Origin of the sequence: Tractidigestivibacter scatoligenes, from assembly GCF_001494635.1 — a bacterium.
Taxonomy (GTDB): Bacteria; Actinomycetota; Coriobacteriia; order Coriobacteriales; family Atopobiaceae; genus Tractidigestivibacter; species Tractidigestivibacter scatoligenes.
The window spans coordinates 198620-225096 of the sequence record NZ_LOJF01000011.1; the positions used below are offsets into that span (position 1 = coordinate 198620).

Consider the following 26477-nt stretch of genomic DNA (forward strand, 5'->3'; position numbering starts at 1 on the left):
ACAAGGGTAGCGCGCTGGCTGCGTCTCGTCACCCCTGTTCGGACAGCTGAGGCGCAGTCTTCTCGGACTCTTGCGCAGCCAACGAGGAACCACATCCGGCAGCAGCGAGGGCCGTGTGGGCGGCCTCGGTGCCCATGCCGTTGAGCGCGATGTCGATGAGGGAACGGGCGAGCTTGTCGCCCGTGGGCGCGTCCTCGCCAAGGCTTGCCACCTCGAGGGCGGCAAAGATGAACGCGCCAGAGATGGTAACGGCACCAAGGCGGCTGTTCACGCCCTCGCGCACCATGCCCTCGCCCTTGGCGCGGTCAAGCTGCGCACTGATGATAGAGATGATGCGCGCGAAGTGCGTCTCCATGGAGGGAAGCACGTTGTTGTTGGCGTCGATGACCTCGCGGGTCATGGCCAGCGCAAGCGGGCTTCCCACGCTCATGCGGCACGTGAGCTCGCGCGTGAGACTCACGAGCGCCTCGAGCGCAGAGGAGGCGCCGGCAACGGCACCCTCAACAGAGTCGACAAGCTCATCGATGGAGCGGTCAAAGATGGCCTCGACCAGCGCGTCCTTGTCCGCGAAGTAGTAATAGAGGGCGCCCTTGGACATCTTGCAGCGAGAGGAGACCTCGCTCATCTGGAAGTCAGTGTTACCGCGCTCGACCATGAGTGAGGTTGCGGCAGCCATGATGCGCTCGCGTGTTGCGGCGCTCTTGCGCGTCTTGGTGCTGCTGCGCAGCCTGGTGGTCTGTCGGGTCACTGTTTCCTCAAGCGACGTACGCGCCGCCCCACTTGCTTTCTTCAGGCTATTGGCCAGCTCAGACGTCATTTTCTCGTCAAGCAGACTCATGCAGTTTGCGCCCCACTTCGCGCCTCGCAGACTCGTGTACGACGACGAGATTCTACCATCTGGGTCAGGATTTTTGAGCAGTTTTCAAAAAAACTGCCTGTGAGGTCTAAAAATCCCTTCCACGGGATACCAACAGGTGTAGAAATATATGATTGAAGCCGAACGCATCTTTCCAAACGCGTGGGAGTAAAAACCTGCGCACCGAGAGGCCACAACCCACGGCGGAGGAGCATGGGCAAAGTAATTCGAATCTTCTGGCGCGACCTGAAGAGGATACTGCGCAATCCCGTGGCGGTTATCGTTACGCTGGGCGTCTGCGTTATTCCATCGCTCTACGCCTGGTTCAACATCATGGCCAACTGGGATCCCTACGAGAACACCCAAGACGTTCGCGTTGCCGTGGTGAACCTGGACGAAGGGGCCGATGCCGGCGGAGACTTGGGGTTCATTAATGCCGGCGACATGGTCGTTGAGGAGCTGGGCAAGAACACCCAGCTCAAGTGGGTCTTTCTCGACGAGGACACCGCACTCGAGGAGGTGCGCTCGGGTCGCTCGTACGCCGCCATTGTGATTCCTGCCGACTTCACGCAAGACCTCACCTCGGTCCTCACGGGAGACCTGGTCTCCCCCGACCTCACCTACTACGTAAACGAGAAGGTCAACCCCATCGCTCCTAAGGTCACAGACACCGGTGCCTCCACCGTCGAGACCCAGATCAACGAGACATTCGTCTCGACCGTCTCGAACGTGGTGGTGGGCAAGCTCCAGGACCTCATCGTCTCTTCAAAGGGCGATGCCGACAGTGCCACCACGAGCATCGTGGGCCGCGTGCGGGGCGTGATGGGAACGGTGGACGACCTCTCCACGAGCATGTCCGATGCCCAGGACACCGTGGCAGCGGCCCGCCAGACCATCGAGGACGCAGAAGCCACCCTTGACGAGCTTGACCGCATTTCCACCAACGCAAGCGGAAGCCTCGCAGACGCGACGGGCGTCCTCTTCACCTCGCGCGACGACGCGACGTCGCTTGCGACCTCTGTTGCCAGCGCGGTGTCCGATGGCTCCACGCGTCTCTCGTCCATCTCGGGTACCACCAACCAGGCGATAGGACGCGTCTCCGGCAAGATTGGTCAGGCCCAGGGCACAGCAGAGGGCGCGCTCGCAACTGCCCAGTCGCTCGTAAACCAGAACCGCCAGTTGGTGCAGGAGCTCCAGGGTCTCTCGTCCTCCATCCCCGAGTCTGTGCGCCCCTCCTTTGATGCTGCCGTGGCCAAGATCAGCGCACAGGTGGACAAGGAACAGGCAACCGTCGACGACCTCTCTCGCACGACGAGCGACATCGGCGCCACCAACGACGCCGTAGCCGGGCTCTCCTCGTCCGTGAACGACGCCATCCAGACCGGCACCACGTCGCTTTCGGGCGTCAACTCCTCGTTCAACCAGAACACGCTGCCGGAGCTCTATGGCGCGCTTGACAACTTCTCCGGCGCAGCGCAAAGCCTCTCGGGGTCCCTCGGTGGGCTCTCTCCCACCATCGCGCAGACAAAGGCGGTGCTCGAGCAGCTCGACGACACGCTCGAGCAGACCTCGACCGCCCTCTCGGTCACCACCGAGTCCCTGAACGACATGTCCTCCACCCTCGACAGCGTGGCCACGGACCTCTCGGCAATCCAGAGCTCTGAGGCCATGGACCGCGTGAACGAACTCCTCAACCTTGACGCCAACGGCATCGCATCGTTCATGTCCTCCCCCGTCCAGCTGGACGAGGAGGCGGTCTTCCCGGTTTCGAACTACGGCTCGGGCGTGGCGCCCTTCTACACCAACCTCGCTCTGTGGGTGGGCGGCTTTGTCCTCATCGCCATCTACAAGGCCGAGGTGGACGACGAGGGCATCGAGGGCGGGTTTGCACCCTGGCAGGGCTACTTTGGCCGCCTGCTGCTCTTCCTGCTGCTTGGCGTGCTTCAGGGCGTCATCTGCACGGTAGGCGACCTTGTGATTGGCATCCAGTGCCTCGACCCCAAGGCGTTCATCCTCGCGGGCGTGGTCCAGTCCTTTGTCTACGTGAACATCATCTTTGCCTTTGCCGTGGCGTTCAAGCACATTGGCAAGGCGCTCTGCGTCCTTCTCGTGATCTTGCAGATCCCGGGCTCCTCGGGCACCTACCCCATCGAGATGATGCCGGGCTTCTTCCGCGCGCTTAACCCGTGGCTGCCCTTCACCTACGGCATCCGCGCCATGCGCGAGACCATCGCCGGCTACTATGGCAACTACTTTGGCCAGAACATCTTCATGCTGCTGCTCTTTGTGATTCCGGCCCTGCTCATTGGCGTTGGCTGGCGGCGCCACCTCCTGAACATCAACTCGCTCTTCGACAAGAAGCTGGCCGAGACGGACCTCATGATCTGCGAGCGCGACGGCATCGAGGTCGAGCACTACCGGCTCTCCTCGCTCATCAAGGCCCTCATGCACAATGACGAGTACCGCGCGCAGATCGTGCAGCGGGCAGCAAGGTTCAACGCCGCCTACCCGCGCCTCATTAGGGTGGGCTTTGTGCTGCTGCTGGCGTTGCCGCTGGGTCTCTCGGTGGTCATGTTCTCCGTGAGCAACAAGCTCCCCTGGTTCATCGTGTGGATAGTCTGCCTGGTGCTTCTGTGCACGGCGCTCATCATCATCGAGTACTTCCACGAGTCGCTCAACCGCAAGACCGCCATGGTTGACCTCTCCAAGGACGAGATGTACCAGCTCCTTGGCGACCAGCTTGACCGCGAGTACTTCTCCTCGCCCATCGAGCGGCTACGCCAGCGCGTGAGCAACGTGGTTGCCGAGGCGCAGGCGAGAATGACGTCGGACGCCACGCCTGACACCGATGCCAACGCCGCCGAGGATGCGGTCGGTGCCCAGACAACGCTCGTGTTGAGGCACCTCATCAACGAACGCGATGCCGAGCCCGAGGTGGAGGTGCCAACTATCGTGCGCGGCGGCATTGTGACAGCGCCCGCAGCCGAGGAGCCAGAGCCCGTCTCGGCAGAGGCGACCCCCGCCGACGTTGACGCGCCAGAGGACCACAAGGCCAAGAAGGACCACCACGGCCACAAGAAGCACGACAAGGACAAGAAGCGCAAGAAAGACAAGAAGAAGGACCGCGACAAGAAGCGCAAGGACAAGGACCGCAAGCACAAGCACGGCAAGAGGGGAGACCGCGCATGAGAAGGATTTGGCGCATCTTCTGCCTTGACGTAAAGCACGCCACCAAGAACATCATCGCACTTATCGTGTGCATTGGCCTCGTGGTCATTCCGTCGCTCTACGCGTGGTTCAACATCGCAGGCAGCTGGGATCCCTACGGCAACACTGGCAACCTCAAGGTGGCCGTCGCCAACAGCGACGAGGGCTACCAGAGCGACACCATCCCCGTGAAGATAAACCTCGGCGAGCGCGTGGCATCGGACCTCTCACAGAAGACGACCATCGGCTACGTGGTCACAACCGAGGACGATGCCGTCGAGGGTGTGCGTAGTGGCAAGTACTATGCGGCAATCGTGATTCCCGAGGACTTCACCAAGGACATGCTCACGGTCTTCTCTGACGACATCCAGCAGGCGACCATTGTCTACTACAGCAACCAGAAGGAGAACGCCATCGCGCCCATCGTGACCGACAAGGCCGCGACATCCGTGAAGAACAGCATCCAAACCGACTTTGCACAGAGCCTGGGCGAGATGGGCGCGGGCGCCCTCTCCGAGATCTCTGGCTACGTGAGCGACGACCAGCTCATGGATATCAGCAAAAACCTGAGCGACGCCATCTCGCGGGCCTCAACCGACCTGCGCACCGTCTCGGCGCACATGGGCGTCTACTCGAGCCTGCTTTCCTCGGCCGGGTCGATCATCGACTCCTCCTCCACCCTGCTCTCGGGGACGGACTCCTCTACCCAGGACGTGCGAGACGCGCTGGCTGAGTCCGCCCAGGGCGTGCGCAAGGTGGGAGACTCCGTGGACACCGCAACCGCCGCCATTGACGAGGCGCTCTCCACAAGCAAGAAGAGTTTCGACTCCGTCTCTGACGCGGTGGATACCGCCTTTGACACTGCGAAGACAGACGCCTCGGATGGCGCGGCCAAGCTCCGCGACATCGCGACGCGCATCGACGCGCACGCCGATGCCTACCAAGAGCTTGACGACAGCCTCAAGTCGCTCCAGGAGCTACTCCCCGAGGACATGAAATCGCTCCTCGACCCCACAATCTCGCGCGTGGAGGGTGTCATCTCCACGCAGCGTGCGATGGCAGAGCGCCTGCGCACCTCGGCGACCAACCTCGAGAACGGCGTGAGCGACGCCGAGAAGGACCACGAGGACGTCAAGGCCCTCATCCAGCAGGACGCTCAGGAGATCGAGGACGCAAAGAGCAGCTTTGACTCCGACCTGCGTACGCAGCTCTCGGACCTTGCCAACTCTATCGACACCGCATCCACTGCGGCCAACACGGTCTCGATCAAACTCGAGAACACCGTGAGCGACGTGAGCGAGGCGGCGTCTCTCACTTCCGGCAACCTCGCGGACATGAAGAACCTGCTCGACTCCTCCGCCGAGCAGGTCAACGGCATGGCCGATGACCTCGACGACCTCTCCTCGCGCCTCACCGCGGCGCTTGAGTCCGGCGACGCGCAGCAGGTGCGCCAGATCCTCTCGGCAAACCCCAGCGACCTTGCCACCTTCCTCTCACAGCCTGTGGGACTCGACCGCGTGGCGATCTACCCCATTGCCAACACCGGCTCGGCCATGGCCGGCTTCTACACCACGCTTGCGCTGTGGGTGGGCGCCGTCGTCCTTGTCGCCATGCTCAAGGTGCAGGTCTCGGACGCCGAGCTTGCCCAGGCGGATGCCCGTCCGCGCCACGCCTACCTGGGGAGGCTTCTCCTCTTTGACCTGCTGGGCATTCTCCAGGCGCTGCTCGTCTCGTTTGGTGACCTCTTCTACCTGGGTGTGCAGTGCGTCGACATGGTGGTGTTTGTGCTTACGTGCTGCCTCATGTCGGTGGTCTTCGTGAACATCATGTACGCGTTCACGGTCTCGTTTGGCGACGTGGGCAAGGCCATCTGCGTGTTCCTGCTGGTGATTCAGGTGGCGGGCTCTGGCGGCACCTTCCCGGTGGAGATGTTGCCCAAGGCATTCCAGACCTTCTATCCCACGCTTCCCTTTGTGCACGGGATTGCCACCTTGCACGAGTGCATAGGTGGGTTCTATGGCTTCACCTGGGCGTTTGAGATGTTCATCCTGGGCATCTACGTGGTGCTCTCGCTCATCCTGGGGCTACTGCTGCGCAAGCCGGTCGTGCGTCTCAACAACTGGATCATCGAGAAGCTCGAGTCCACAAAGATCATGTAGGGAACGGATGCGGCCGCGAGGCACACAACGGGCGGCTGCGTCTTATACTTGAACGCTGAATGCACGGCAGCAAGAGACTAACGAGAGGCACCATCTTGACAGACAACAGACACGTGCGCGTGCGCTTCGCGCCCTCCCCCACCGGAAAGCTCCACGTGGGCGGGGCTCGCACCGCAATCTACAACTGGGCATTTGCCCGCGCGAACCACGGCACCTTCATCCTGCGCATCGACGACACGGACCCAACCCGCTCGACCGAGGAGAACACCCAGATCATCCTGCGTGCCATGCGCTGGCTGGGCCTCGACTGGGACGAGGGTCCGGAGGTGGGCGGCGACTTTGGCCCCTACCGCCAGACCGACCGCATGCAGCTCTACCGCGACGCGGCGCAGCGCCTGTGGGACGAGGGCAAGGCCTACCCGTGCTTCTGCACGCCTGAGAAGCTCGCGGCCGACAAGGCTGCCGCCGAGGCGCGCCACGACCCCTTCCAGGGCTACCAGCGCACCTGCCGCGACATCGACCCCGCCGAGGCCAAGCGCCGCATCGACGCCGGCGAGCCCTACACCCTGCGCATCAAGGTCCCTCTCGATCGTGGCGACGTGGTGGTGCACGACGCGGTCCACGGCGACGTGACCTTCAACGCCCGCGAGCTGGACGACTTCATCATCTTCCGCTCCGACGGCACCCCCACCTACAACTTTGCCACCGTGGTGGACGACGCCATGATGGGCATCACGCACGTCATCCGCGGCGATGACCACCTTTCCAACACGCCGCGCCAGATCATGGTCTACGAGGCCCTGGGCGCGCCTGTGCCCACCTTCGCGCACATCTCGATGATTCTGGGGCCAGACGGCAAGAAGCTCTCCAAGCGCCACGGCGCGACCTCGGTCGAGGAGTACCGCGACGCCGGGTATCTCTCCGACGCCTTCGTGAACTACCTGGCGCTTCTCGGCTGGTCGCTCGACGGCGAGACTACCATCGTGCCGCGCGATGTGTTGGCGCGCGAGTTCTCGCTCGACCATGTCTCGAAGAACCCCTCGACCTTTGACCCCAAGAAGCTCGACGCCATCAACCAGGCCTACTACCTGGCCATGAGCGACCGCGAGTTCTCCGAGCGCGTGCTTGTGCCGGAGCTTCGCGCCGCCGGGCTCGAGCCGGCCGAGGGCGACCTTGCGCACGACGACGCCTGGTACGACCTGCTCTCCTCCATCCTGAAGCCCCGCACCGTGGTAGCTCCGGACGTGGTCGAAAAGGCGCGCTTCCTCTACCAGGGCAACGAGGTCGAGCTGGACGAGAAGTCCGTCGAGAAGAACCTGGCCAAGGCCGGGGCTCGCGGCTTTGTGACGGCCGCGACCGAGGCGCTTGAGGCACTCGGTGACGACGCCTGGCACGCCGACGCCATCAACGCCGCGCTCGAGGCACTGCCGGAGAAGCTTGGCGTCTCGAAGCGCAAGTTCTTTGGGGCCGTGCGCGTGGCCGCCTGCGGCAACCAGGTCTCGCCCCCGCTGGGCGAGTCACTCGAGCTTCTCGGGCGTGACTGCACGCTCGCGCGGCTCAGGCGCGCGGAGGGCATCGCAGCAGAGTAGGACCTGTGCGCCCGGAGCGATCGCTCGCCCCGGGCGCGCTCTTATCGGCGCCGCTGCCGGCGGCGATACGTGGGCAAGAGTGGGTTCGAGACGAGAGGAGCGACAATGGTCACGATGTCAGCGTTCGAGGTGCTTGGCCCCATCATGGTGGGTCCGTCCTCCTCACACACCGCAGGTGCGCTGAGAATCGCGCTGGTAGCGCGCTCGCTTGCGCCCGCGCCCATCCGCCACGTGGACTTTGTCCTGTACAACTCGTTCTCGCGCACGCACCTTGGCCACGGGACCGACCGCGCACTCGTCGCGGGCATTCTGGGGCTTGGACCGGCAGACATTCGAGTGAGGCGCTCCTTCGAGCTGGCGCGGGAGGCGGGCCTTGGCTTCACCATCACCGAGGGCGGCCGTGACGAGGGGCTTCACCCCAACACCGTCGAGATTCGCATGGAGTGCGAGGGCGGCTCGTCCATCTCGGTCACCGGAGAGTCGCTTGGCGGCGGCCGCGTACGCGTGAGCAGCATCGACGGCGTTCGCGTGAGCATCGCCGGAGACATGCCCACCATCTTCGTAGAGCACCGCGACCTGCCCGGGGTACTCGCGGCGCTCACGCGGACGCTCTCGACAGCAAACGTGAACATAGCCACCATGAGCACCTTCCGGGAGGAGCGCGGCGGCAAGGCGTACACGGTCTTCGAGGTGGACGAGCCCGTGGGGGCACGCCTCCTCGAGCTTCTCGGCGCAAACGAGCACGTTGAGTTTGCCTCGCAGGTAAACGTTCCCGGCGCGGCCGGCGCGAGCGCTCCCGTGGAGTCGGGTCTCTCGTTTGCGAGCGGGTCGCAGTTGCTTGCTGCCTGCGGCGCGCGACAGCTCTCGATTGGCGAGCTCATGCGTGCGCGCGAGGTGGAGCTGACTGGCGATGCGGCCGGCACCTTCTCGCCCGACGCCGCCATGGCCCACGTGCTTGAGGTCATGCGCAGTGAGACAACAGAAGCCATCACGCGGCCCAAGGCTTCGCTGGGAGGGCTTCTCGGCGGGCAGGCTGCAAGCGTTGCGTCATGCGGCAAGGGCGGCCTTGCAGGGGCGCTGCTGGGGACCACGCTCACGCGGGCAACGGCGTTTGCCATGGCAACGCTTGAGCGATCGGCCACGATGGGCGTCATTGTGGCTGCCCCCACGGCCGGGAGCGCGGGCGTAGTGCCCGGGGCACTTCTCGCCTGCGCAGAGGCCACGGGCGCCGAGGACGCCGCCATTCGGCGTGCGCTGTGGAACGCGTCGGCCGTGGGTGCGCTCATCTCCACCAACGCGACGGTCGCCGGCGCCGAGGGCGGCTGCCAGGCCGAGGTAGGCACGGCCTCCGCCATGGCAGCAAGCGCGCTGGTGGAGCTTCTCGGCGGCACGCCCGCACAGTGTCTGGATGCCGCCTCGCTTGCGATTGCGAACACGCTGGGGCTGGTATGCGACCCCGTGGGAGGCATGGTGGAGTTTCCCTGCCAGGCGAGAAACGCAATGGGCGTTGCATGCGCGATGAGCTCGGCACAGCTGGCGCTCTCTGGGGTGGGATGCCCCATTCCGTTCGACGAGGTGGTCGATGCCATGGCAGCCGTTGGGGCAGCACTTCCCGCGACGCTGCGCGAGACAGCCGAAGGCGGCCTTGCCGCCACGCCCACGGCGCGCGGGGGATGCCCTGGCTGCGGCGCGTGCGCGTAGGGCAGCAACCCCACATGAAACCGCTACTTCGGCGTCATTTTGACGCCGAAGGGCAGGCTTTGGCAGCAATCACGTACAAAGTCGCTGCTCGGGCGCCCTTTTTCTCGCCCAAGCGCGCATTTTCGCAGCATGCATCTCCAAAGCCGTGCCGAAGGCGCCAGCGCCGGAGCCCTCAACCTCTACACACGAAAACAGGCCACCGGCATAGCCGATGACCTGTGACCTTTTGGTAGCCCGTAGCAGATTCGAACTGCTGATCTCCGCCTTGAGAGGGCGGCGTCCTAGGCCGCTAGACGAACGGGCCATATTCGGTTGACGGGGACAGTGGCTGGGATGGAGAGAATCGAACTCCCGTTGACGGAACCAGAATCCGCTGTCCTACCGCTAGACGACATCCCAATTAATGTCTGTCCTGTCTCAACGCGAGAAGATACTTTACGGCATACCTCACGGTATTGCAACCCTCAATTCAAACTTTTTTTCGACGGCCTACTCTTTCTCACGCAGCCAGGCGAGAAGGGCTTCTCGGCTGTTCTCAACTCGTCCGTAGATCACGTCGTCAAGAAGCGCCGAGAGGGCATTGCCCACCTCAGGTCCCGGGGCTATTCCCAACTCACGCATCACGTCTCCCCCACCAACGGCAAGGTCGCGCACGCGAAACGCAGCCCCGTGTAAAAGCTCCGCAGAGAGCGCCTGCTCGAAAGCGCCCAGCTCCACCGCGCGCTGCGCGTAGGGCCGAGCCTTTGCGATGGCATCGGCCCGCTGGAGGTCGAGTAGCTGGTACGCAAGAGTGGGGGCCTCACCGGGCCGCGCCTGGTCAAGCCGCCGCAGGAGTCTCCGCACGCCCGCGGGAGATGCCGAGAGGTGCCGGTCATGATACCGGACGAGGGCCGCCGCCCGGCCTGCCACCTCATGCGGCAGAGCCAGACCGAGAAGCGCGTCCTTACAGAGGACCGCACCCGCACGCTGGTGGTCGCGGAAGTGCCCGCGGCCATTCTCGTCAACGGATGCGCACATGGGCTTACCTGCGTCGTGGAGAAGCGCTGCCCACCTAAGCGCCTGCGTGGGAACGCCACCGGCAAACGCCTCGACGCCGGCACACACGCGAGCAGTGTGCTCCAGAAGGTCGTAGGCGTGGTAGGGACTCCGCTGGTCCAGGCCTCGCATGGGCATGAGCGCTGGCACAGCACGAGCGAGCACGGCAAACTCGTTTCGCAGCGCCCATGAGACGCGCCCGGAGGCAACGACGCCGTCCATCTCCTGCCCCACGCGCTCGCGCGCAATGTCGTCGAGCTCCGGGGCGCATGCCACGAGCGCCGCCTGGGTGCGCGGCTCGACTTCAAACCCCAGCCTGCAGGCAAAGCGCACGGCGCGAAGCACCCGCAGCGCGTCCTCCTCGAAGCGCCGATACGGATCCCCCACCGCGCGCACCAGCCCGCGCGCAAGGTCTTCTCGTCCGCCAAAGAGGTCGAGAAGTCCGCGATCCGGGTGGTAGGCCATGGCATTCACCGTGAAGTCGCGACGGGCCAGGTCTTCTCGCACGTCGCGAACAAAGCGAACTTCATCTGGGTGGCGACGGTCTGAGTAGGTGCCCTCAACCCGATAGGTGGTCACCTCAACAGGCTGCCCATCAATAACGGCAGTCACGGTGCCGTGGGCCGTGCCCGTCTCGTGCACCTCGATGCCGGCAGCGCGAAGCACGCGCTCCGTCTCCTGCCAGGGCGCGGAGGTCGTCACGTCGATGTCGTGCATGGGCGCGCCGAGAAGCGCGTCGCGCACCCAGCCACCCACAACCCACGCTTCAAAGCTAGCATCCTCGAGTGCGTGCAGGACACGCAGGCCATAGTCCGGCACGGGATATGCGGGCGCGTCTCGCACGGTCTGCATGCGCATCCTCCCTGCTCTGGGCATTGGGTTACTTACGCACCGAAGTATAGCGCGCGCCGGCGAAATGGCCGTTTGCCGTTTGGCCTAAGAACCTCACACGTGTTGTTTCTTGTTTTATCAATGGCAAGAAAATCCCAGTTGTGCACCAGAAATAATAAAATAAGAAACAACACGTGTGAGGTTATGGAGCAGAGCGACGCACGCACGCCCACCCTCTATGCCTTTTCAAGCAGCCGAGCAACCGTGAGCATCGCCTGGTCGAGCTCCCTGCGCTCCGCATCGCTTAGGTGCGAATACAACTCGCGCGCCCGCTTGGAGCCTTCTGCGATGTGTCGATCAACGTACGCGCGGCCAGCATCGCTCAACGCAACAACATGGCCCCGCGCATCAGCATCATCCACACTCCTCGCAACGTAGCCGACCTGCTCCAGCCTGCCAGTCATTTTCGACACGTGCTGCTTCGAGGTGCGCAGCTCAATCGCCAACTCGTGCTGTCGCATGGTGCCACGCATGTATAGCAGCTCCAGCAGCTCCACCTGAGCCTGCCCAAGCTCCCCGCGATACGTATCCCGGTACGGCGCCACAACCTTACCCTCGAAGGCAACGCGCATGCGGTACGCAGGCGAGAGGCCGGCGCCAGCCACGCCGGCCTCGCAAAGTCCACCCTCAGGCATCTACCAGGTCCTCGATCCGGCCGAGCGGAACTGCGCCACGGTGGGGGCGTGCGAGTTCAAGCCACCATCCACGTTGATAACCTGGCCGGTGACGTAGGCGCTCTCGTCCGATGCGAAGTACGTGCACGCGTGTGCGATATCCGCGGGGCTTCCGTAGCGGTTGACCTCGATGTTGCTGAGAAAGACATCCTTGAGCTGCTGCGGAACGTGCGCCTCGTTCTGCGGGGTCACGATGAGTCCCGGTCGCACGCAATTGCAGCGGATGTTTTCCTTCCCGTACTGCAGGGCCACGGAGGAGGTGAGCATGTCCACGCCCGCCTTGCTGCAGGCGTAGGCAGTAGAGCCCAGGTCACCCGAGATAGACGCCATGGACCCAATGTTCACAATCGAGCCGCCGCCCGCGGCACGCATGTGCGGCAGGACCGCCTTGATCGCGTAGAACGTGCCGCGCACGCCAGAGGCGAACATCGCATCCCAGTCCTCGAGCGAGATCTCGTCCACGCGGCCGTCCTTGAGCCCCACACCCGCAGCGTTGTTCACCAAGACGTCGATGCTGCCATAGTCGCGCGCCGTGTCTGCCATAAGCGCATCCACGGTGGAGAGATCCGTGAGATCCATCCTGTGGAAGCTTGCGCTGCCGCCGTCAGCCACGATCTGGTCCACGACCTCCTGGCCACGAGCCTCTCGCCTGCCGCACACCACAACGTGCGCGCCCTCGGCGGCAAACTCCCGCGCAATCCCAATGCCAATGCCGCTGGTAGAACCCGTGACCACCGCCACCTTGCCCTTAAGCCTGTCCATGCTACTGCCTCCTCAATGCTGGTCTCTCGACTTTGGCGCCGACGCGCGGTCAACGCCGTCTTTCGTTGGTGCAAGGATACCCATGCGAGAAAGTCATATACATATGACCAATTACTATCGAGACAATAGCTGTCGAGAATGGCTCCACACGGGGTACCAATTTCAGGTACGCACACGCGCGTGATATGCTTCGATGTGGATTACGTCGCGCAAACACAAGTCACTAGGAGGAACAATGGACGACCTGACCAGCATCACCGCTGACGACCTCGCCGCCTCGCACGAGAACTTCTCGGCAGAGCGCGTGAACATCGTCGCGAAGAACGCCGTCACCGCAAACGGCATCCGCGCCGCCGCGCGCCGCCCCGAGGGCGTTGCTGCAAACGCGCTGGGCTTCGACATCGAGGTCACACAGGGCGAGAGGTGCAACCAGGAGCGCTCCGGCCGCTGCTGGATGTTCGCAAGCCTCAACACCATGCGCTATCGCGTCATCAAGAAGTACAACCTTAAGACCTTCGAGCTCTCGCAGGCCTATCCCCTCTTCTGGGACAAGCTCGAGAAGAGCAACTGGTTCCTCGAGAACATCCTCGACACCCTTGATGAGCCGCTCGACGGTCGCCTGGTGTCGTTCCTGCTCACCGACCCCATCGGCGACGGCGGGCAGTGGGACATGTTCCGCAGCCTGGTGAAGAAGTACGGCGTGGTGCCCAAGGAGGCCATGCCCGAGACCGCCTGCTCGAGAAACACTGGCGACATGGACCGCTACCTCACGCGCTACCTGCGCGGAGCCGCGAAGCGCCTGCGCCAGAGCCACGAGGCCGGCGTCGAGATGGACGACCTACGCTCCATGAAGAAGGAAATGATGGACGAGGTCTACCATCTTCTGGCAACCTGCCTGGGCGAGCCACCCGCGAGCTTCCCCATGCGCCTGCGCGACAAGGACGACAAGCTCGTGCTTGCCGGGACGTTCACGCCCAAGGAGTTCTTCTCGACCGCAGTCGACATGGACGTGGATGCCTACGTCTCGCTCATCAGCGCGCCCACGGCCGACAAGCCCTTTGGCCACACCTACACCGTAAGCAGGCTGGGCAACGTGTGGGAGGACCATGGCGTGCGCTACCTTAACCTCCCGCCCGCAGAGCTCAAGCGCGCGGCAATCGCGCAGCTGCGCGACAACCTGCCCGTGTGGTTTGGGTGCGATGTGGCACAGAGCTACCTGCGTGACGAGGGCATGATGGATACCGCCGCGCTCGACGTGGACGCGCTCTTTGGTTTCCCCGTTGAGGGCAACATGGACAAGGCCGAGCGCCTTGACTACGGCGAGAGCCTCATGACCCACGCCATGGTGCTCGAGGGCGTGCGTCTGGACGCCGATGGCAACCCCGAACTCTGGAAGGTAGAGAACTCCTGGGGCAAGGACCACGGCCGCGACGGCTTTGACACGCTCTCCGATGCGTGGTTTGACGAGTACGTCTACCAGGTCGTCGTTGATAAGAAGTACCTCACCGAGGAGGAGCGCCACACCTACGAGACCGAGGAGCCCACGGTCCTCGCGCCTTGGGACCCCATGGGCTCGCTGGCGTGAGACAAAGGCGTGAGACAAAGGGACAGTCCCTTTGTCTCATTGCCGATATACAAGAGCACTATCTCACCAGCAACTTAAGAACGAGGCAAGGAGTCTCTTGCCTCACCGGGAAGGAACAATATGGGAAGCATTGATACCGGCTGGGCGCGCGAGCAGGGGGCGGCCTTTGGGGCCGAGCGCGCCAACCGCGTTGCTAGGAACGCCGTGACCTCCATGAACGTGATGGCTGCCGCACGCGACTACACGCGCATGCGCACCTATCACGACACCTACGGTGTCTCCATCAAGCGCACCGGCGAGGTCACCAACCAGCGCCAGAGCGGTCGCTGCTGGATGTTCTCCGCCTTCAACGTGGCGCGCGCAGCCACGATGGACCTGCTCGACGTGGACTCCTTCGAGTTCTCACAGGCGTTTGGCATGTTCTACGACAAGCTCGAGAAGGCCAACGCCATGCTCGACCACGTGATTGCGCTGGTCGACCGCCCGGACAACGACCGAGAGCTCGACCACGTGCTCGAGTGGGGCATGAGCGACGGCGGCTACTACTTTGAGGCCATGGACCTCATCGCCAAGTGGGGCCTTGTCCCCAAGGACGTGATGCCCGAGACGGCCTGCACCAAGAGCTCCGCCGAGATGGACGCCCAGCTCGACCGTCTGCTGCGCCGCGCCGCCGCGGACATTCGCCGTGCCCACCGCGCAGGCGCCAGCGCCGAGGAGCTCGCGGCCAAGAAGGATGCCTGCATGGCTAACGTCTACCGCATGCTCTCCGTGTGCCTGGGCGAGCCGCCCGCGACCTTTGACCTTGAGGTCAAGGTTGGCAAGAAAGCCAAGGTTGACGCTGCAAAGCTCACGCCGATCCTCCCCGAGGACGCTCCCGAGAAGGCAGGTGCCGCAGACGCCAAGGATGCCGAGAAGGACACCCGCATGCTGCTCCGCGACCCCGGCATCACCCCGCGCGAGTTCGCCGAGCGCTATGTTCCCTTCGACCCCAATGACTATGTGCAGCTGGTCTGCATGCCGGGTGCCTCTCGCCCCTGGAAGACGGCGTGGCACGTCCTGCTCGAGGAGCCCATGGTGGGCGGCACCCCCAACCGCTTCCTCAACATGCCGCAGGAGGTGCTGGAGCAGGCCGCCATCGCCAGCCTCAAGGCGGGCGTGCCCGTGGGCATGGACGCCGACGTTATGCAGGAGTTCCCGCGCCACATCGAGGACTTCCCCGGCGTTCTGGCAACCGACGGCCTCGACCTCGAGGGCCTCTTTGGCGTTGGCCTCAAGATGAGCCGCGAGGACATGCTCGACGTACGCGAGACCTCCCTCACCCACGCCATGACCTTCCAGGGCGTGGAGCTGGACGATGCCGGCGAGCCCGTTGCCTGGCGCGTCGAGAACAGCTGGGGCAAGGACTCCTGCAAGGACGGCTACCTCTACATGAGCGCCGACTGGTTCCGCACCTACGGCGGCGCCGTGACGGTCATGCGTAAGTTTGTGCCTGCAGACGTACTCGAGCTGTGGGACAAGGCCGAGGCGGTAAATGTCGAGCCGTGGGACGGCGTTGCCGCCGGCCTCGGCGTGAGGTCGTAGGACCGCGGGGTTTCTCGCACGCAATGCTAACGGCGCGAGCCATTGGAGGAGATATGGCTACATCGCAGGACACCCCCGTTCGAAACATCGTCTTTGACATGGGCGGCGTGCTCCTCGACTTCAATGGCCCGCTGTTTTCGCGCGCTTTCACCACAAACGAGGGGGACGCCGCGGCACTCGACGCGGCGCTCTTCTCGAGTCCCGCGTGGCCGCTGCTCGACGCAGGCGCCATTAGTGAGAGCACCGTCGAGCGCATGGCCCAGGCGCGGCTTCCGCAGCGGCTCTGGCCCAACCTGCACGAGTGCATGCTGCACTGGCACGAACACCAGCCAGTAATTGCGGAGACAAATGCTCTTGTCGAGCGTCTGCACGCCGCGGGGTATGGCTGCTACGTGCTCTCCAACGCGGGAACGCGCTTTTGGAGACAGAAGGACCGCATTCCCTCCTTCCCTCTTATGGACGGCTGGGTGGTCTCGGCGTTCGAGCGCATCATGAAACCAGATCCAGCAATCTACCTGGTACTCTGCGAGCGCTATGGCCTTGATCCAGCAAGCTGCCTCTTTGTGGACGACAACGCCGACAACGTGGCAGGTGCCAGGGTCGCCGGCATGCAGGCGCACCAGTTCACAAGCGCCCGCGAGCTGGAAGGCTACCTCAAGGAGCTTGGCCTTAGGTTCTGAGCCAGTCTGGCAGTGCTCTGCGCTCGATTCGAATGATTTCAACAGCGCCCCTCGGTCGCAAGGCCTAGGGGCGCTTTTGTGCATACTAGAGCTCGGCGAAACCTGGCTCTCCCACGCGGCAGATGTCATCACCGTTGGCGAATTCGGTCACAGCGGTGACAAACGCCTGCTCATCTCCCGTGCGGAAAACGCAGGTAAGCTGCACGTCCTCGGCAAAGACTGAGTCGCGAACGCGCCCGCCGGCGTCTGCCACCATGCGTGTGAGGCGGTCGTAGGCAGAATAGGGAATCTGCACCACTACGCGCGTCACCAGCGTCATCTCGATGATACTGCCTGCCGAATGGGCCTCCTCTACCGCCGCCTGTGTGGCCGCCGTATAAGCGCGGACAAGGCCGCCAGGCCCGAGAAGCGTCCCGCCAAAGTAGCGGGTCACCACACAACAGACGTCCTTGAAACCGGCACCATGAAGCACCTCGAGCGTAGGCATCCCGGCCGTGCGGCTTGGCTCGCCATCGTCCGAACAGCGCTCCCGACCGTCCGCAAGAACCCAAGCCGGCACGTTGTGGCGGGCGTCGTGATGGCGCGAGCGCACCTTCTCGATGAAGGCGTTTGCCTCTCCCTCGCCCGACACGTGCGCAAGCTGCGCGATAAAGCGGCTGCGACGGTCTTCGAACTCGCCCGTGACCTCGTCGCCATTTGCGATAGTGAGGTAGCTCTGCCGCAATGACTCCCCTGGCATCATGCGTTACCGCCAAGCCTGAAGAGCGGCTGGCCAGCGCGAACGTCTGCGCCAGCTGCAACCGCGGGGAGAGCCTCGCCAGACGCATTTGTAACTGAAGTCATAACAATATCGTCATGCCCAGCGGCGCAGATCTTCTCGCGGTCGAAAACAATAAGAGGCGTACCAACAGCAACGTGTTTGTCCTTCTCAACTAGCACCTTGAAGCCATCGCCACGCATCTCCACGGTGTCGACGCCAACGTGAATCAGTACTTCCATACCGTCGTCGGATGTGATGCCAAGGGCGTGCCCGGTGTCAACTGCCGCAGTGATTGTGCCCGTGACCGGCGCATATATGACACCACCAGAAGGCTTTACTGCCATGCCGGGGCCAAGCATCCCCTGTGCAAAGACCGGATCGGACACCTCGGAGAGCGGCGTTGCCACACCGTCTACAGGAGCAAGGACGCTGCCGGGTTCTGCGATGGCGTCAATTGCATGAGGCACCTCTGTCGCCGCGCGCCTCCCACGCGAGAGTCTGTCAAAGATTCCCATGAAAGCAACCTCCTCGGGCAACGCGCCCAGCATTCATCCAAACCTTGTGCAGGATACCCCGTCATTGTAGTTGCGCTGCACGACGACGGGTGCCATCGTGCTAGAATCTCCCCTGCGAAGTGGGCCAGACGATCGCGAGGCCGGCGGCTTGCCGCAGGCCATGAGGAAAGTCCGGGCTCCACAGGGCAGGAAGCTGGCTAACGGCCAGGCGGGGTGACCCGACGGAAAGCGCCGCAGAAAAGAAGACTCCCGCTGCCCGCCTCGGCGGGTGAGAGAAAAGCTGAAACGGTGGTGTAAGAGACCACCAGCGTCGTGGCAACACGACGGCTTGGCAAGCCCCTTCCGGAGCAAACGCAAATAGGAGCGCTATGGTGTGGCCCGCACCGCGCTCGGGTTGCGCGCTAGAGGGCGCCGGTAACGGCGTTCGTAGATAAATGATCGTCCACGACAGAACCCGGCTCATAGGCCCACTTCGCACCTTGTTACTCAGCTTGGGCACCTGGCAATACCTTGGGACAGCGAATCTAGTCTTTCAGAGCGTCCTCTCCATCCCGCAACAGAGATTTGGGGCTCCCGAATGGGGTAGATGCCCAAAATTTGCGGTTGCCGGTAAAAAATAGGGGTTCCGCTTAGTATCACCCCGCTGGTGCCATTTCCCTACCTGCGGTTCCGCAAAGAGTTAGAGTGTTCGTACTCGACGATTCGCCCAAAAGGGGCCGGCAACCGCAAATTTTGGACAGAGAGGTGGCGCTCGGCATTCCCTACGCCTCCCATCAGAAGAGTCGAAACTCCGGGTTTGTGAGCATGCAATATAGCGTCTCTTGTGCTAACAGCTGTTTTTCATTGTATGTTTTATGTCTAATCCCAAAATTGTTCTCAACGAGCCACCAAAAGTCTTGGTACAGCCCGAACTCCTTTATCTGCCCCCACGTCGCAGAAACTACTTTTATCCCCGCCGCTTCGATTACATTTCGACGCGTACTCGTGTGGTCGAGACGATACCTGCCCGTATGGAAGTCATAGCTGTCGTATTCGATGTCTCCCTTCACCGACTCGAAGTACAGGTCACCGTACAGTTCATCGGCCGATATGAGCTTCTGGAGTCTTTCCGGGACAAGGATCCGCTGATTAGCAGCCACTTGAGGCATCGTCCTACCACCGAGCATTGGAGGAAGCGAGCTTGTAAGCGCAAGGAGGGTTTCGATTGGCGAAGCCGTATTTGGAACAACGTATTGAAGAGCACGCCGTGCCCTTTTAATCCCGCGGACTCCGGGCATGAGGTCGAGAAACGCGACGATTTCCTCAGGTGTTGTGATGGGATCTCGCGCTCCGGTATACCCGCTTCCCTCGGCAGAGATAGAAAAACCGCCGCAGAGATAGCACCCAATGACAGCAAGCTCTTGAATGTCTCTGCACTGAGCCATCAATAGATAGGTAAGTTCGGGAGATGCCACCCTCACCGCACCGGCCAACATCCGGAAGGAACCTCGGGGCAGCATCGGAGAGAGCTGATGCTCCTTCACTCCTGGTGTCCCCCTCCGTCCGCCATTCCCCGATACGAGCAGGTGGAGAGGACGGTCCTCAGAGTAGTCGAACGGCAACGGACCGGAGATGATATCACTCCTGTTGGCCGTCGCATGAGCAAGGGTCGAATCGGACGAACAATCAGGGAGGCACTCGTCCCCACTCTTCGTTAGCCAATATCGCAGCGCAGACTCGTATCCCAAACACAGCCCCATGCCATCCCCTTTCCTCGGTTGTCGGAGAGGGTAGCAGGACGTGCTTGCACGTTCTTTTCAATCCACATACCGCAAGCGGACAGACAGCTGTCACCAAACGAGAAAATTCCAGTTAAACTGAGGTGTTCCTCGCCGACAATGCACTCCAAAACTGTGTGGTTCCAAAGCGAAATCGGACACCCACCCTTACTCCTCTTCAACCACGGGAAGCGGCGCCGGCGTGATGGCCTCGATGTCCTTCTCGCCAGTCCTAATACGAACGGCGTGGTCGATGGGATACCAGAAGACCTTCCCATCGCCCGGCTCCCCCGTGTAGGCGGCGCGGACAATGGCGTCAACGGTCTTCTCGGCCCAGTCCTCGTTTGACACCACAATCTCGAACTTGGCCTTGGGCAGCATGTTCATGGCCACCTTGCTGCCACGCACGCGGTGCGTGTAGCCCAGTTGCGTGCCGCACCCCATGACCTGGCTCACCGTAATGCCGCGCACGTCGATGGCACGCAGGGCATCTTTAACGTCCTCCATGCGCTCCTCGCGCACGATCGCCTCAACCTTGATCATCTTGTCCCCTAGTCATCGAGACCGGTAAAGGAAGGATACGCGCGCTCGCCGTGCTGCGAGAGGTCAAGCCCCTCGCGCTCCTCGCGCTCGCTCACGCGAATGCTACCGCCGCAGAGGGCGCGCACCACGAGGATGCAGGCGAGCGTGCCCACAACGGCCAGAACAATGGTTACGGCAATGGCGGCGAGCTGGGCGAGAAACAGCCCGGCATCGCCGTAGATAAGGCCATCCCAGCGCAGATTGGGGTTCACAGCCTTGCTCGCAAAAATACCCGTGGCAATGCCGCCCCACACGCCTCCGATACCATGGCAGCCAAAGGCATCAAGCGCATCGTCGTAGCCAAAGCGCGCCTTCATCTTGGAGCAGGTGAAGTAGCAGATGACGCTTCCCACAAAGCCAATGGGAATGGCCGCACCCAGCGGCACAAACCCGCAGCCTGGCGTGATGGCGACAAGGCCAATGACCAGTCCCGTGCAGGCACCAACGAGCGTGGGCTTGCGGTCGAAGATCACGTCCATGAGCATCCAGCCCAACTCGGCTGCCGCGGCGGAGAGCGCCGTGGTGGCAAAGGCGTGGACAGCAAGACCGGTGGCAGCAAGCGCGGAGCCCGCGTTGAAGCCAAACCACCCAAAGAGCAGAATCGTGGCACCTATCGCCACCAAGGGAATGTTGTGAACGCGGTAGTTGACGTCCGAGAAGCCGCTGCGTCGGCCGAGCACGACGCACAGCACCAGCGCAGAGACGCCCGAGCTAATGTGCACCACGTTGCCGCCGGCAAAGTCGACTGAGCCCAGCGCGGCGAGAAGGCCACCCTGACCCCACACCATGTGGGCTATGGGGTAGTAGACCACGAAGCTCCACACCAGCACAAAGAGGAAGAGTGCCTTGAAGCGCATCCTCCCTGCAACGGCTCCCGTGATAAGAGCCGGGGTGATGATGGCGAACATCATCTGGAAGAGGGCGTAGGCCAAAAACGGGATGGACGAGACATAGGGCCCGGCCTCAGTGGAGCTGACCCCGCTCATGAAGAGGTAGTCCAAGCCTCCAATGACACCTGCGTGGTCGCTTCCAAACGAGAGCGAGAAGCCCACCGTCATCCAGAGCACAATCTCCAGGCCAACAATGAAGAGAGACGCCAGGATGTTGTTCACGACGTTCTTCCGTCGCCCAAGGCCTCCGTAGAAAAATGCAAGGCCAGGCGTCATGAAAAGTACGAATGCCGAGCAGATAAGGACAAAGGCGGTATCCGCGCCACTCATAGCTCCCCCAATTCGAGACCAACGGCGAGAGCGCAGTCACGTGGCGACGACCCGCCCCCGCAAAGGTCGCCACCCAGCAGCATTCGGGAAGACTTTTGCCATCTCGTGTCAGGCGGATTGCTCTGTGCGGGCGGACGAGTTAATAGTGGCTGCGGTTGCTGGGAAGCCAAACGACAATTGCAACGGTTCTTAGATAGAACGCTTGTACTAGTGAGCGCCGCAGTGTAAACTAATACAGAACACTCGTTCTGCTATTGCACTACCCGGGAGGTGCCATGGACAAGCTCACCAAGCTGGGGATTCTCGCCGAGGCCGCGCGCTTTGACGCAGCCTGCACTTCGTCCGGCGTCACGCGCGGGCCGCGCGAGGGCATGGTGGGTGATGCCTGCGCAAGCGGGCTCTGTCATTCCTTCTCGGCAGACGGGCGCTGCATCACGCTGCTTAAGGTGCTCATGTCAAACGCCTGCAGCTATGACTGCGCGTATTGCGTCAACCGTCGCGGAGTCAGCTGTCCTAGGGCAACGTTCGAGCCGCGGGAACTGGCAGAGCTCACGGTGGACTTCTACAAGCGCAACTACATCGAGGGCTTGTTCCTCTCGTCAGCCGTTCTGGGAAACCCGGACAACACCACGGAGCGCATGATCGCCTGCCTGGAGGCGCTGCGCGGAGAGTTTCGCTTTAACGGCTATGTACACGCAAAGGTAATCCCTGGCTCCTCTCCAGAGCTTGTGGACCGCCTGGGACGCCTTGCAGACAGGCTCTCCGTAAACCTAGAGCTTTCCAGCAGGGCGTCTCTCGCCTCGCTCTGCCCGGACAAGAACGCTCGTTCCGTCATGGCTCCCATGGCCCAGATAGCCACCACGCGCCACGCGGAGGAGCAGGCGCTGCTCGACTCCCCCGCCGGCAAGAAGGCACTGGCGAGAAGGCGCAGGGAAAAGGGCAGCCATGTTTCCGAGGGAATGCAAGTCACCTCGGTTGGGGCGCGCTATACGCTTGGACGGCCCACGAGCGCCGTTCCCAACGCGCTACGCAAGTTTGTGCCGGCAGGTCAGTCCACGCAGATCATCGTAGGCGCCACCCCCGAGGACGACAACCACATCCTGCAGCTCTCGAAGTCGCTGTACGACCACTACGGGCTCAAGCGCATCTTCTTCTCGGCATACATGCCCATGGTCGAGGACAGTCGCCTGCCAGACCGCGAGACGCCCGTGCCCTTGCGCCGCGAGCACCGCCTTTACCAGGCAGACTGGCTCATGCGCTACTACGCCTTCACGCCAGACGAGCTGGCAACGCCCAGCCGCCCCTGGCTCGACCTCGACGTGGACCCAAAGCTTGCCTGGGCGCTCGCGCACATGGACGCATTCCCCGTCGAGGTCATGGATGCATCGCTCGAGACGCTGCTTCGCGTTCCTGGCATCGGTCCGGTTGGGGCAAGGCGCATCCTCGCAGCCAGGCGAACCAGGCGCCTCTGTGTGGATGACCTGCAGGGGCTTGGCATTGCGTTCAAGCGGGCGCGCTACTTTGTGACATGCGGCGGCAAGCGAGACCTTTCTGCGCCGCTCGATCCGGAACTCATCAGGCAGAAGGTGGTGAGCGATGCCGCAGGGAGCAAGTACAACGCAACCAGACGCCATGCGGAGGGGCAACTTAGCCTGTTCTAGCACGCGCGAGTCCACTGCGGCGGGTAGTACCGTCGAGCGCGCAACGGCAGAGGTGTTCGCTGCGCTCGCAGGCGGCGAGACCGTTGCCGTATGCTGTGAGCGCACCACGGAATCCGTGCTTGCGGCCGTGGGTGTAACGTACCTCGCGCACGCTGAGCCACATCGCGTGCGGCTGGTTGCCACGGATGAGGCTCAGGTACGCATAGGCGAGAAAATCGTGGCCCTTGGAGACGGGGATGACGACTCTGTTGTGGCGTTAGCCAAACGGGTGTTTACGGGCTTCGAGAAACGCTGCGGTACCATCTGCGCACGGCGCGTTGTTCTCGCCTGCGCGTCTGACGAGAGTGGCATGCCCGAGATAGTCCATCGCTACCTGCGTTTGGGCTTCTCGGAGGGAAAGCGTCTCTATGAGGACGTTGCGGCACCAGAAGCGCTAGCGTTTGCCAAGCTGGTACAGCGCGTCTCCTCGGAGTGCGAGCACACGCGCCAGTTTGTGCGCTTTGCTCGCCTCCCCGATGGGACCTTCGTCTCGGTCTTCGAGCCCAACGAGAACACGCTGCCACTGGTTGGCACGCACTTTGCGCGTCGGATGCGGGAGGACCGCTTTGTGGTGGTTGACCCTGGGCACCTGGTTGCCATCTTTCATGAGCCAGGCGATACCACCTGCGCTGTCGTGGGCCTTGATGAGGACACCGCCGCCACGCTCGCCGCACGCGTGGACGAGACGGACGAGAGAGAACGGCTGGTCCAGGCGCTGTGGCAGAAGTTCTATCGCGCGATGGAACTGCCGGGGAGAGGAGCCGCCAGCCGCGGGTATGACCTGTGCGCCTCTTGGATGCCCAAGCGATTCTGGCACGGACTGCCGGAGCTGGGCGGTAGGCCGTGAGATGGACGTCGTCCACCGAGCCGCCTCTGGGCGAGCGTAGGGTATGGGCGGACTCTCACATTTTCTTACCGTAGACCTCGTCGTGGGTTCCCGTACGCACGAGCATGAGCTCAGTGTCCGACAATCGGTACATCAGCACCCATTTGTCCTTAGGCGAGTTAGGTGCGGAATCCACATGTATGGATCGATAGCCCTCGAGAGCGCCGGTTAGCGCATGATCGCGATAGCGATTATCGAGTTCACATGTATCACTCATGAGTAAATCAGAGATAGCGGCTTTGAGAGCCTTCTCGTCCCAATGACGCTTTTTACATGCCTTTACGTCCCGGAGAAAACGTGGGGTAAAGGATGCTGAATACATGACGAATCCTACAGATCAAGCGCCGCGAAGAGGCTCTCGGCAGTCTGGTAGGTAGTGTGGCCAGAATCAGCCGTCAGGACGTCTGCTTCATCCATAGCCTGACGCGTCTCGGCTGGAATACCTGCCTCCTCATGCGCCAGGGGACGAATCTCTACCCAAGGCTTGTTGTTCTTGAACACCACCACGGAACGACCGGTGCGATTGGCGTCGGCTGTAAGACGGCTGAAGTTGGTCTTTGCATCGGACATGCCGACAGTGGGCGTGATTGCCACAGCAGACCCCCATTCTGTTAAACCAAAAAATAGGGCTACTTTCTGGTTTATATATTAAGCCATAGTGCTCATGCCGACAAATAATAATCTGAGAACCACACCGATGCACCAGACCAAACGGTCCATCTTGGGATGAATCTCGAATTGAAATCGGTGCAAGCAAGACACGTTAGGCACGCAGTGGATTATCAGTCAGATCACGCTGTCCCAAGACTGAGCTTGCTCGGTGGGGAAAACACTGGCCATTTCCCTTTGGATAGGTCTGGCAGATTGCGCTGGTTAATAATACGAGGCAAAGTGTCGATTTAAGCCATCAGCAGGAGGTATGGGATAAAAGGGACTGAAGGTTCTTTCCCATCCACCTATTTGGGAGGGACGGAGTCTTTGTTTTTGGACGAGCTGTTCATCCACCCTCACCGTATGGATAGTTGAGGACAATTGGTTGGGAAGATTGCAGTCAAGGCAGCGAAAACTCGCATGTACGAAGAAAGCCGAGGGTCTGCATATGGTTGTCCAACCCTAGCGTTCCTCGGCTCATCGCAGGTTTACCCGGCACATTCGGCTCGCCCAACCGAGCAGGTAATATGGTATTATGTACTTTGAAATGCCTGCTCCCACGCATCTTGCGAGGGATCAGGCATTTTTTCATTTGGACCTTTTTGACGTTTCTAGACGCGATGCTGGTTTGCTTTTTGACCAAACAGGCACGTCCTTAAAAAATGGAGTCTGTTCCGATGCCCATATTGGATCACTTGGTTACCAGTCAGATTGGCGCTGCTCCAAAAACCACCAGACGCGCAGGCGATAGGTGCGGATGTATGACTACCAGTTAGATTGAAACAGCTCCTAAACGGACCCTGAGAAGATAGCAATCGAGATATTCGAGCATCCCTCGCAGGGGCAAAGCTACATTATCGACGCCATCGTCAGCTCAATCAGCGACAGGCGGCCATCGCGAAATGCGCATAGCTCCTAGATGATTCGAGAGTCCAGTCCATAGGAATCATCAACACGACAGGTCTCACGATGCTCAAGAAGTGAGAGGCCTCCGGGGTTTCGCTATTGGGGCAAGAAAACCCCAGCCGCCACGGAAGCCTCTATTTCGATTCTACCCAGTGATTACCCTCGTCCAGTCGGCTGGGACACCGGAGCCTGGTTCCGGCAATCGGGGTTCGGACCCCCGGCGGGAGGCTTTGTGGGTATACTTTAGGCGAGCCGAAGAAAGCGAGGGTTAGTCGCCCGTTCGCAGACCTTCGGCTCATTTCATGAGGATGAGGTCCCCTCCTCTGATGATGGCGCCCTTGTCGATTCTCTCGTCCTCGTACACCCATCCAAGCTTTGCCATGACGGCATCCCTCGAGATGTCGCTTCGCATGAGGTCAATCACGAAGTTGGTTTGATTATCACTCAGATTGGCACTGCTCCAAAACCTGCCCCTCCTTGACGCCTTCCTCTTCAGCCATGTCGGCTCCTCTCGTCCCCGCCGTGCGGCGGGGTCCCGTGGCCATGCGGCAGCTTGATATTACGAGGGGCGCCGTGCGGCTCCCCAGGTTTGTGATGACTTCCCACCGAGGGCTCGAACCCCGATCGCACGGACCTGAAGCCGTGAGTTCTCACCGTTTGAACTAGCGGGAGGTGTGGTGTAGGTGCATGAAAGTGGCCGCCTCCGATGGAAGCGGCCATACGCGTGTGTCTGTGTCCGATGCGACTAAGGGACGCTCGGAATGAAGCTCGAGACGTACC

The 26477-nt window shown here is 62.0% G+C and carries 20 protein-coding genes, 2 tRNA genes and 1 other RNA gene; 10 read left to right on the top strand and 13 right to left on the bottom strand.

Annotated elements, in window-relative coordinates:
• Positions 1-28: 28 nt before the first annotated feature.
• Positions 29-748, bottom strand: a complete 720-nt coding sequence (locus tag AUL39_RS09525) for a TetR/AcrR family transcriptional regulator (RefSeq protein ID WP_070807616.1) — start codon at positions 746-748, stop codon at positions 29-31.
• Between the two features lie 321 nt (positions 749-1069).
• Here AUL39_RS09525 and AUL39_RS09530 point away from each other — a divergent pair, with 321 nt between their 5' ends.
• From AUL39_RS09530 to sdaAA, 4 genes are all read left to right on the top strand, one after another.
• Positions 1070-4045, top strand: coding sequence for a YhgE/Pip domain-containing protein (locus tag AUL39_RS09530; RefSeq protein WP_070807617.1), 2976 nt, complete (start codon positions 1070-1072; stop codon positions 4043-4045).
• Positions 4042-6222 (top strand): YhgE/Pip domain-containing protein, encoded by a 2181-nt coding sequence (locus AUL39_RS09535; RefSeq protein ID WP_059055668.1) that lies wholly within the window; start codon positions 4042-4044, stop codon positions 6220-6222. Before AUL39_RS09530 ends, AUL39_RS09535 begins: the two co-directional genes overlap by 4 nt.
• 95 nt (positions 6223-6317) lie before the next feature.
• Positions 6318-7811, top strand: a complete 1494-nt coding sequence (gltX, locus tag AUL39_RS09540) for a glutamate--tRNA ligase (protein ID WP_174519253.1) — start codon at positions 6318-6320, stop codon at positions 7809-7811.
• 105 nt (positions 7812-7916) lie between these two features.
• On the top strand, positions 7917-9512 hold the full coding sequence (sdaAA, locus tag AUL39_RS09545; RefSeq protein WP_059055673.1) for an L-serine ammonia-lyase, iron-sulfur-dependent, subunit alpha: 1596 nt from the start codon (positions 7917-7919) through the stop codon (positions 9510-9512).
• Between the two features lie 227 nt (positions 9513-9739).
• Here the strand turns inward: sdaAA and AUL39_RS09550 are convergent.
• From AUL39_RS09550 to AUL39_RS09570, 5 genes are all read right to left on the bottom strand, one after another.
• A tRNA-Glu gene (locus AUL39_RS09550) sits at positions 9740-9816 on the bottom strand.
• 21 nt (positions 9817-9837) lie between these two features.
• Positions 9838-9911: transfer RNA gene (locus AUL39_RS09555), tRNA-Gln, on the bottom strand.
• 90 nt (positions 9912-10001) lie between these two features.
• The gene (locus AUL39_RS09560) at positions 10002-11399 is read right to left on the bottom strand and encodes a CCA tRNA nucleotidyltransferase (RefSeq protein WP_059055675.1); all 1398 of its coding nucleotides are present in this window, start codon (positions 11397-11399) and stop codon (positions 10002-10004) included.
• 215 nt (positions 11400-11614) lie between these two features.
• A complete protein-coding gene (locus tag AUL39_RS09565; protein WP_059055677.1) occupies positions 11615-12073 on the bottom strand; it encodes a MarR family winged helix-turn-helix transcriptional regulator in 459 nt (152 codons plus the stop codon).
• Positions 12074-12874, bottom strand: coding sequence for an SDR family NAD(P)-dependent oxidoreductase (locus AUL39_RS09570; protein ID WP_059055679.1), 801 nt, complete (start codon positions 12872-12874; stop codon positions 12074-12076). It lies immediately after the preceding gene.
• Positions 12875-13109: 235 nt separating this feature from the next.
• On the opposite strand from AUL39_RS09570, the gene AUL39_RS09575 reads away from it, so the two are divergent.
• The 3 genes from AUL39_RS09575 (at position 13110) to AUL39_RS09585 (ending at position 16720) form a co-directional block, all read left to right on the top strand.
• Complete coding sequence (locus AUL39_RS09575; protein WP_059055681.1) at positions 13110-14459, top strand: C1 family peptidase; 1350 nt, start codon at positions 13110-13112, stop codon at positions 14457-14459.
• 120 nt (positions 14460-14579) lie between these two features.
• The gene (locus tag AUL39_RS09580) at positions 14580-16040 is read left to right on the top strand and encodes a C1 family peptidase (protein WP_059055683.1); all 1461 of its coding nucleotides are present in this window, start codon (positions 14580-14582) and stop codon (positions 16038-16040) included.
• 53 nt (positions 16041-16093) lie between these two features.
• Positions 16094-16720, top strand: a complete 627-nt coding sequence (locus AUL39_RS09585; protein WP_059055685.1) for an HAD family hydrolase — start codon at positions 16094-16096, stop codon at positions 16718-16720.
• Positions 16721-16805: 85 nt separating this feature from the next.
• Here the strand turns inward: AUL39_RS09585 and AUL39_RS09590 are convergent, their stop codons facing one another.
• Both AUL39_RS09590 and AUL39_RS09595 read right to left on the bottom strand, forming a co-directional pair.
• Positions 16806-17462 carry an IMPACT family protein gene (locus AUL39_RS09590; protein ID WP_082667365.1) on the bottom strand — a complete coding sequence of 219 codons (657 nt, stop codon included), beginning with the start codon at positions 17460-17462 and terminating at the stop codon, positions 16806-16808.
• A complete protein-coding gene (locus tag AUL39_RS09595; protein ID WP_059055687.1) occupies positions 17459-17995 on the bottom strand; it encodes a PTS sugar transporter subunit IIA in 537 nt (178 codons plus the stop codon). The genes AUL39_RS09590 and AUL39_RS09595 overlap by 4 nt, the downstream gene beginning before the upstream one ends.
• 116 nt (positions 17996-18111) lie before the next feature.
• Here AUL39_RS09595 and rnpB point away from each other — a divergent pair.
• An RNA gene (rnpB, locus tag AUL39_RS09945) (RNase P RNA component class A) lies at positions 18112-18473 on the top strand.
• 295 nt (positions 18474-18768) lie between these two features.
• On the opposite strand, the gene AUL39_RS09600 is transcribed toward rnpB, so the two are convergent.
• The 3 genes from AUL39_RS09600 to AUL39_RS09610 all read right to left on the bottom strand — a co-directional run bounded on the left by AUL39_RS09600 (position 18769) and on the right by AUL39_RS09610 (position 21554).
• Entirely contained in the window at positions 18769-19518 is a 750-nt protein-coding gene (locus AUL39_RS09600) for a hypothetical protein (RefSeq protein ID WP_153001619.1), read from the bottom strand.
• Positions 19519-19920: 402 nt separating this feature from the next.
• On the bottom strand, positions 19921-20295 hold the full coding sequence (locus tag AUL39_RS09605) for a P-II family nitrogen regulator (protein WP_059055691.1): 375 nt from the start codon (positions 20293-20295) through the stop codon (positions 19921-19923).
• A gap of 8 nt (positions 20296-20303) precedes the next feature.
• Positions 20304-21554, bottom strand: coding sequence for an ammonium transporter (locus tag AUL39_RS09610; RefSeq protein ID WP_059055693.1), 1251 nt, complete (start codon positions 21552-21554; stop codon positions 20304-20306).
• A 275-nt stretch (positions 21555-21829) separates the two neighbouring features.
• Between AUL39_RS09610 and AUL39_RS09615 the strand changes: the two genes are divergently transcribed.
• Together AUL39_RS09615 and AUL39_RS09620 are read left to right on the top strand one after the other, a co-directional pair.
• Positions 21830-23215 (top strand): putative DNA modification/repair radical SAM protein, encoded by a 1386-nt coding sequence (locus AUL39_RS09615; protein ID WP_059055694.1) that lies wholly within the window; start codon positions 21830-21832, stop codon positions 23213-23215.
• A complete protein-coding gene (locus tag AUL39_RS09620; protein ID WP_160327072.1) occupies positions 23187-24101 on the top strand; it encodes a TIGR03915 family putative DNA repair protein in 915 nt (304 codons plus the stop codon). Before AUL39_RS09615 ends, AUL39_RS09620 begins: the two co-directional genes overlap by 29 nt.
• 55 nt (positions 24102-24156) lie before the next feature.
• Here the strand turns inward: AUL39_RS09620 and AUL39_RS11660 are convergent, their stop codons facing one another.
• Positions 24157-24462, bottom strand: a complete 306-nt coding sequence (locus AUL39_RS11660; protein ID WP_059055699.1) for a type II toxin-antitoxin system RelE/ParE family toxin — start codon at positions 24460-24462, stop codon at positions 24157-24159.
• 8 nt (positions 24463-24470) lie between these two features.
• A complete protein-coding gene (locus tag AUL39_RS09630; protein ID WP_153001626.1) occupies positions 24471-24710 on the bottom strand; it encodes a type II toxin-antitoxin system Phd/YefM family antitoxin in 240 nt (79 codons plus the stop codon).
• Positions 24711-26477: the final 1767 nt, after the last annotated feature.

Coding starts and splice junctions, on each gene's coding strand:
- AUL39_RS09530 (WP_070807617.1), top strand. CDS start 1,070: ATGGGCAAAGTAATTCGAATCTTCTGGCGCGACCTGAAGAGGATACTG.
- AUL39_RS09535 (WP_059055668.1), top strand. CDS start 4,042: ATGAGAAGGATTTGGCGCATCTTCTGCCTTGACGTAAAGCACGCCACC.
- sdaAA (WP_059055673.1), top strand. CDS start 7,917: ATGGTCACGATGTCAGCGTTCGAGGTGCTTGGCCCCATCATGGTGGGT.
- AUL39_RS09560 (WP_059055675.1), bottom strand. CDS start 11,399: ATGCAGACCGTGCGAGACGCGCCCGCATATCCCGTGCCGGACTATGGC.
- AUL39_RS09565 (WP_059055677.1), bottom strand. CDS start 12,073: ATGCCTGAGGGTGGACTTTGCGAGGCCGGCGTGGCTGGCGCCGGCCTC.
- AUL39_RS09570 (WP_059055679.1), bottom strand. CDS start 12,874: ATGGACAGGCTTAAGGGCAAGGTGGCGGTGGTCACGGGTTCTACCAGC.
- AUL39_RS09575 (WP_059055681.1), top strand. CDS start 13,110: ATGGACGACCTGACCAGCATCACCGCTGACGACCTCGCCGCCTCGCAC.
- AUL39_RS09580 (WP_059055683.1), top strand. CDS start 14,580: ATGGGAAGCATTGATACCGGCTGGGCGCGCGAGCAGGGGGCGGCCTTT.
- AUL39_RS09585 (WP_059055685.1), top strand. CDS start 16,094: ATGGCTACATCGCAGGACACCCCCGTTCGAAACATCGTCTTTGACATG.
- AUL39_RS09590 (WP_082667365.1), bottom strand. CDS start 17,462: ATGATGCCAGGGGAGTCATTGCGGCAGAGCTACCTCACTATCGCAAAT.
- AUL39_RS09595 (WP_059055687.1), bottom strand. CDS start 17,995: ATGGGAATCTTTGACAGACTCTCGCGTGGGAGGCGCGCGGCGACAGAG.
- AUL39_RS09605 (WP_059055691.1), bottom strand. CDS start 20,295: ATGATCAAGGTTGAGGCGATCGTGCGCGAGGAGCGCATGGAGGACGTT.
- AUL39_RS09610 (WP_059055693.1), bottom strand. CDS start 21,554: ATGAGTGGCGCGGATACCGCCTTTGTCCTTATCTGCTCGGCATTCGTA.
- AUL39_RS09615 (WP_059055694.1), top strand. CDS start 21,830: ATGGACAAGCTCACCAAGCTGGGGATTCTCGCCGAGGCCGCGCGCTTT.
- AUL39_RS09620 (WP_160327072.1), top strand. CDS start 23,187: ATGCGGAGGGGCAACTTAGCCTGTTCTAGCACGCGCGAGTCCACTGCG.
- AUL39_RS11660 (WP_059055699.1), bottom strand. CDS start 24,462: ATGTATTCAGCATCCTTTACCCCACGTTTTCTCCGGGACGTAAAGGCA.
- AUL39_RS09630 (WP_153001626.1), bottom strand. CDS start 24,710: ATGTCCGATGCAAAGACCAACTTCAGCCGTCTTACAGCCGACGCCAAT.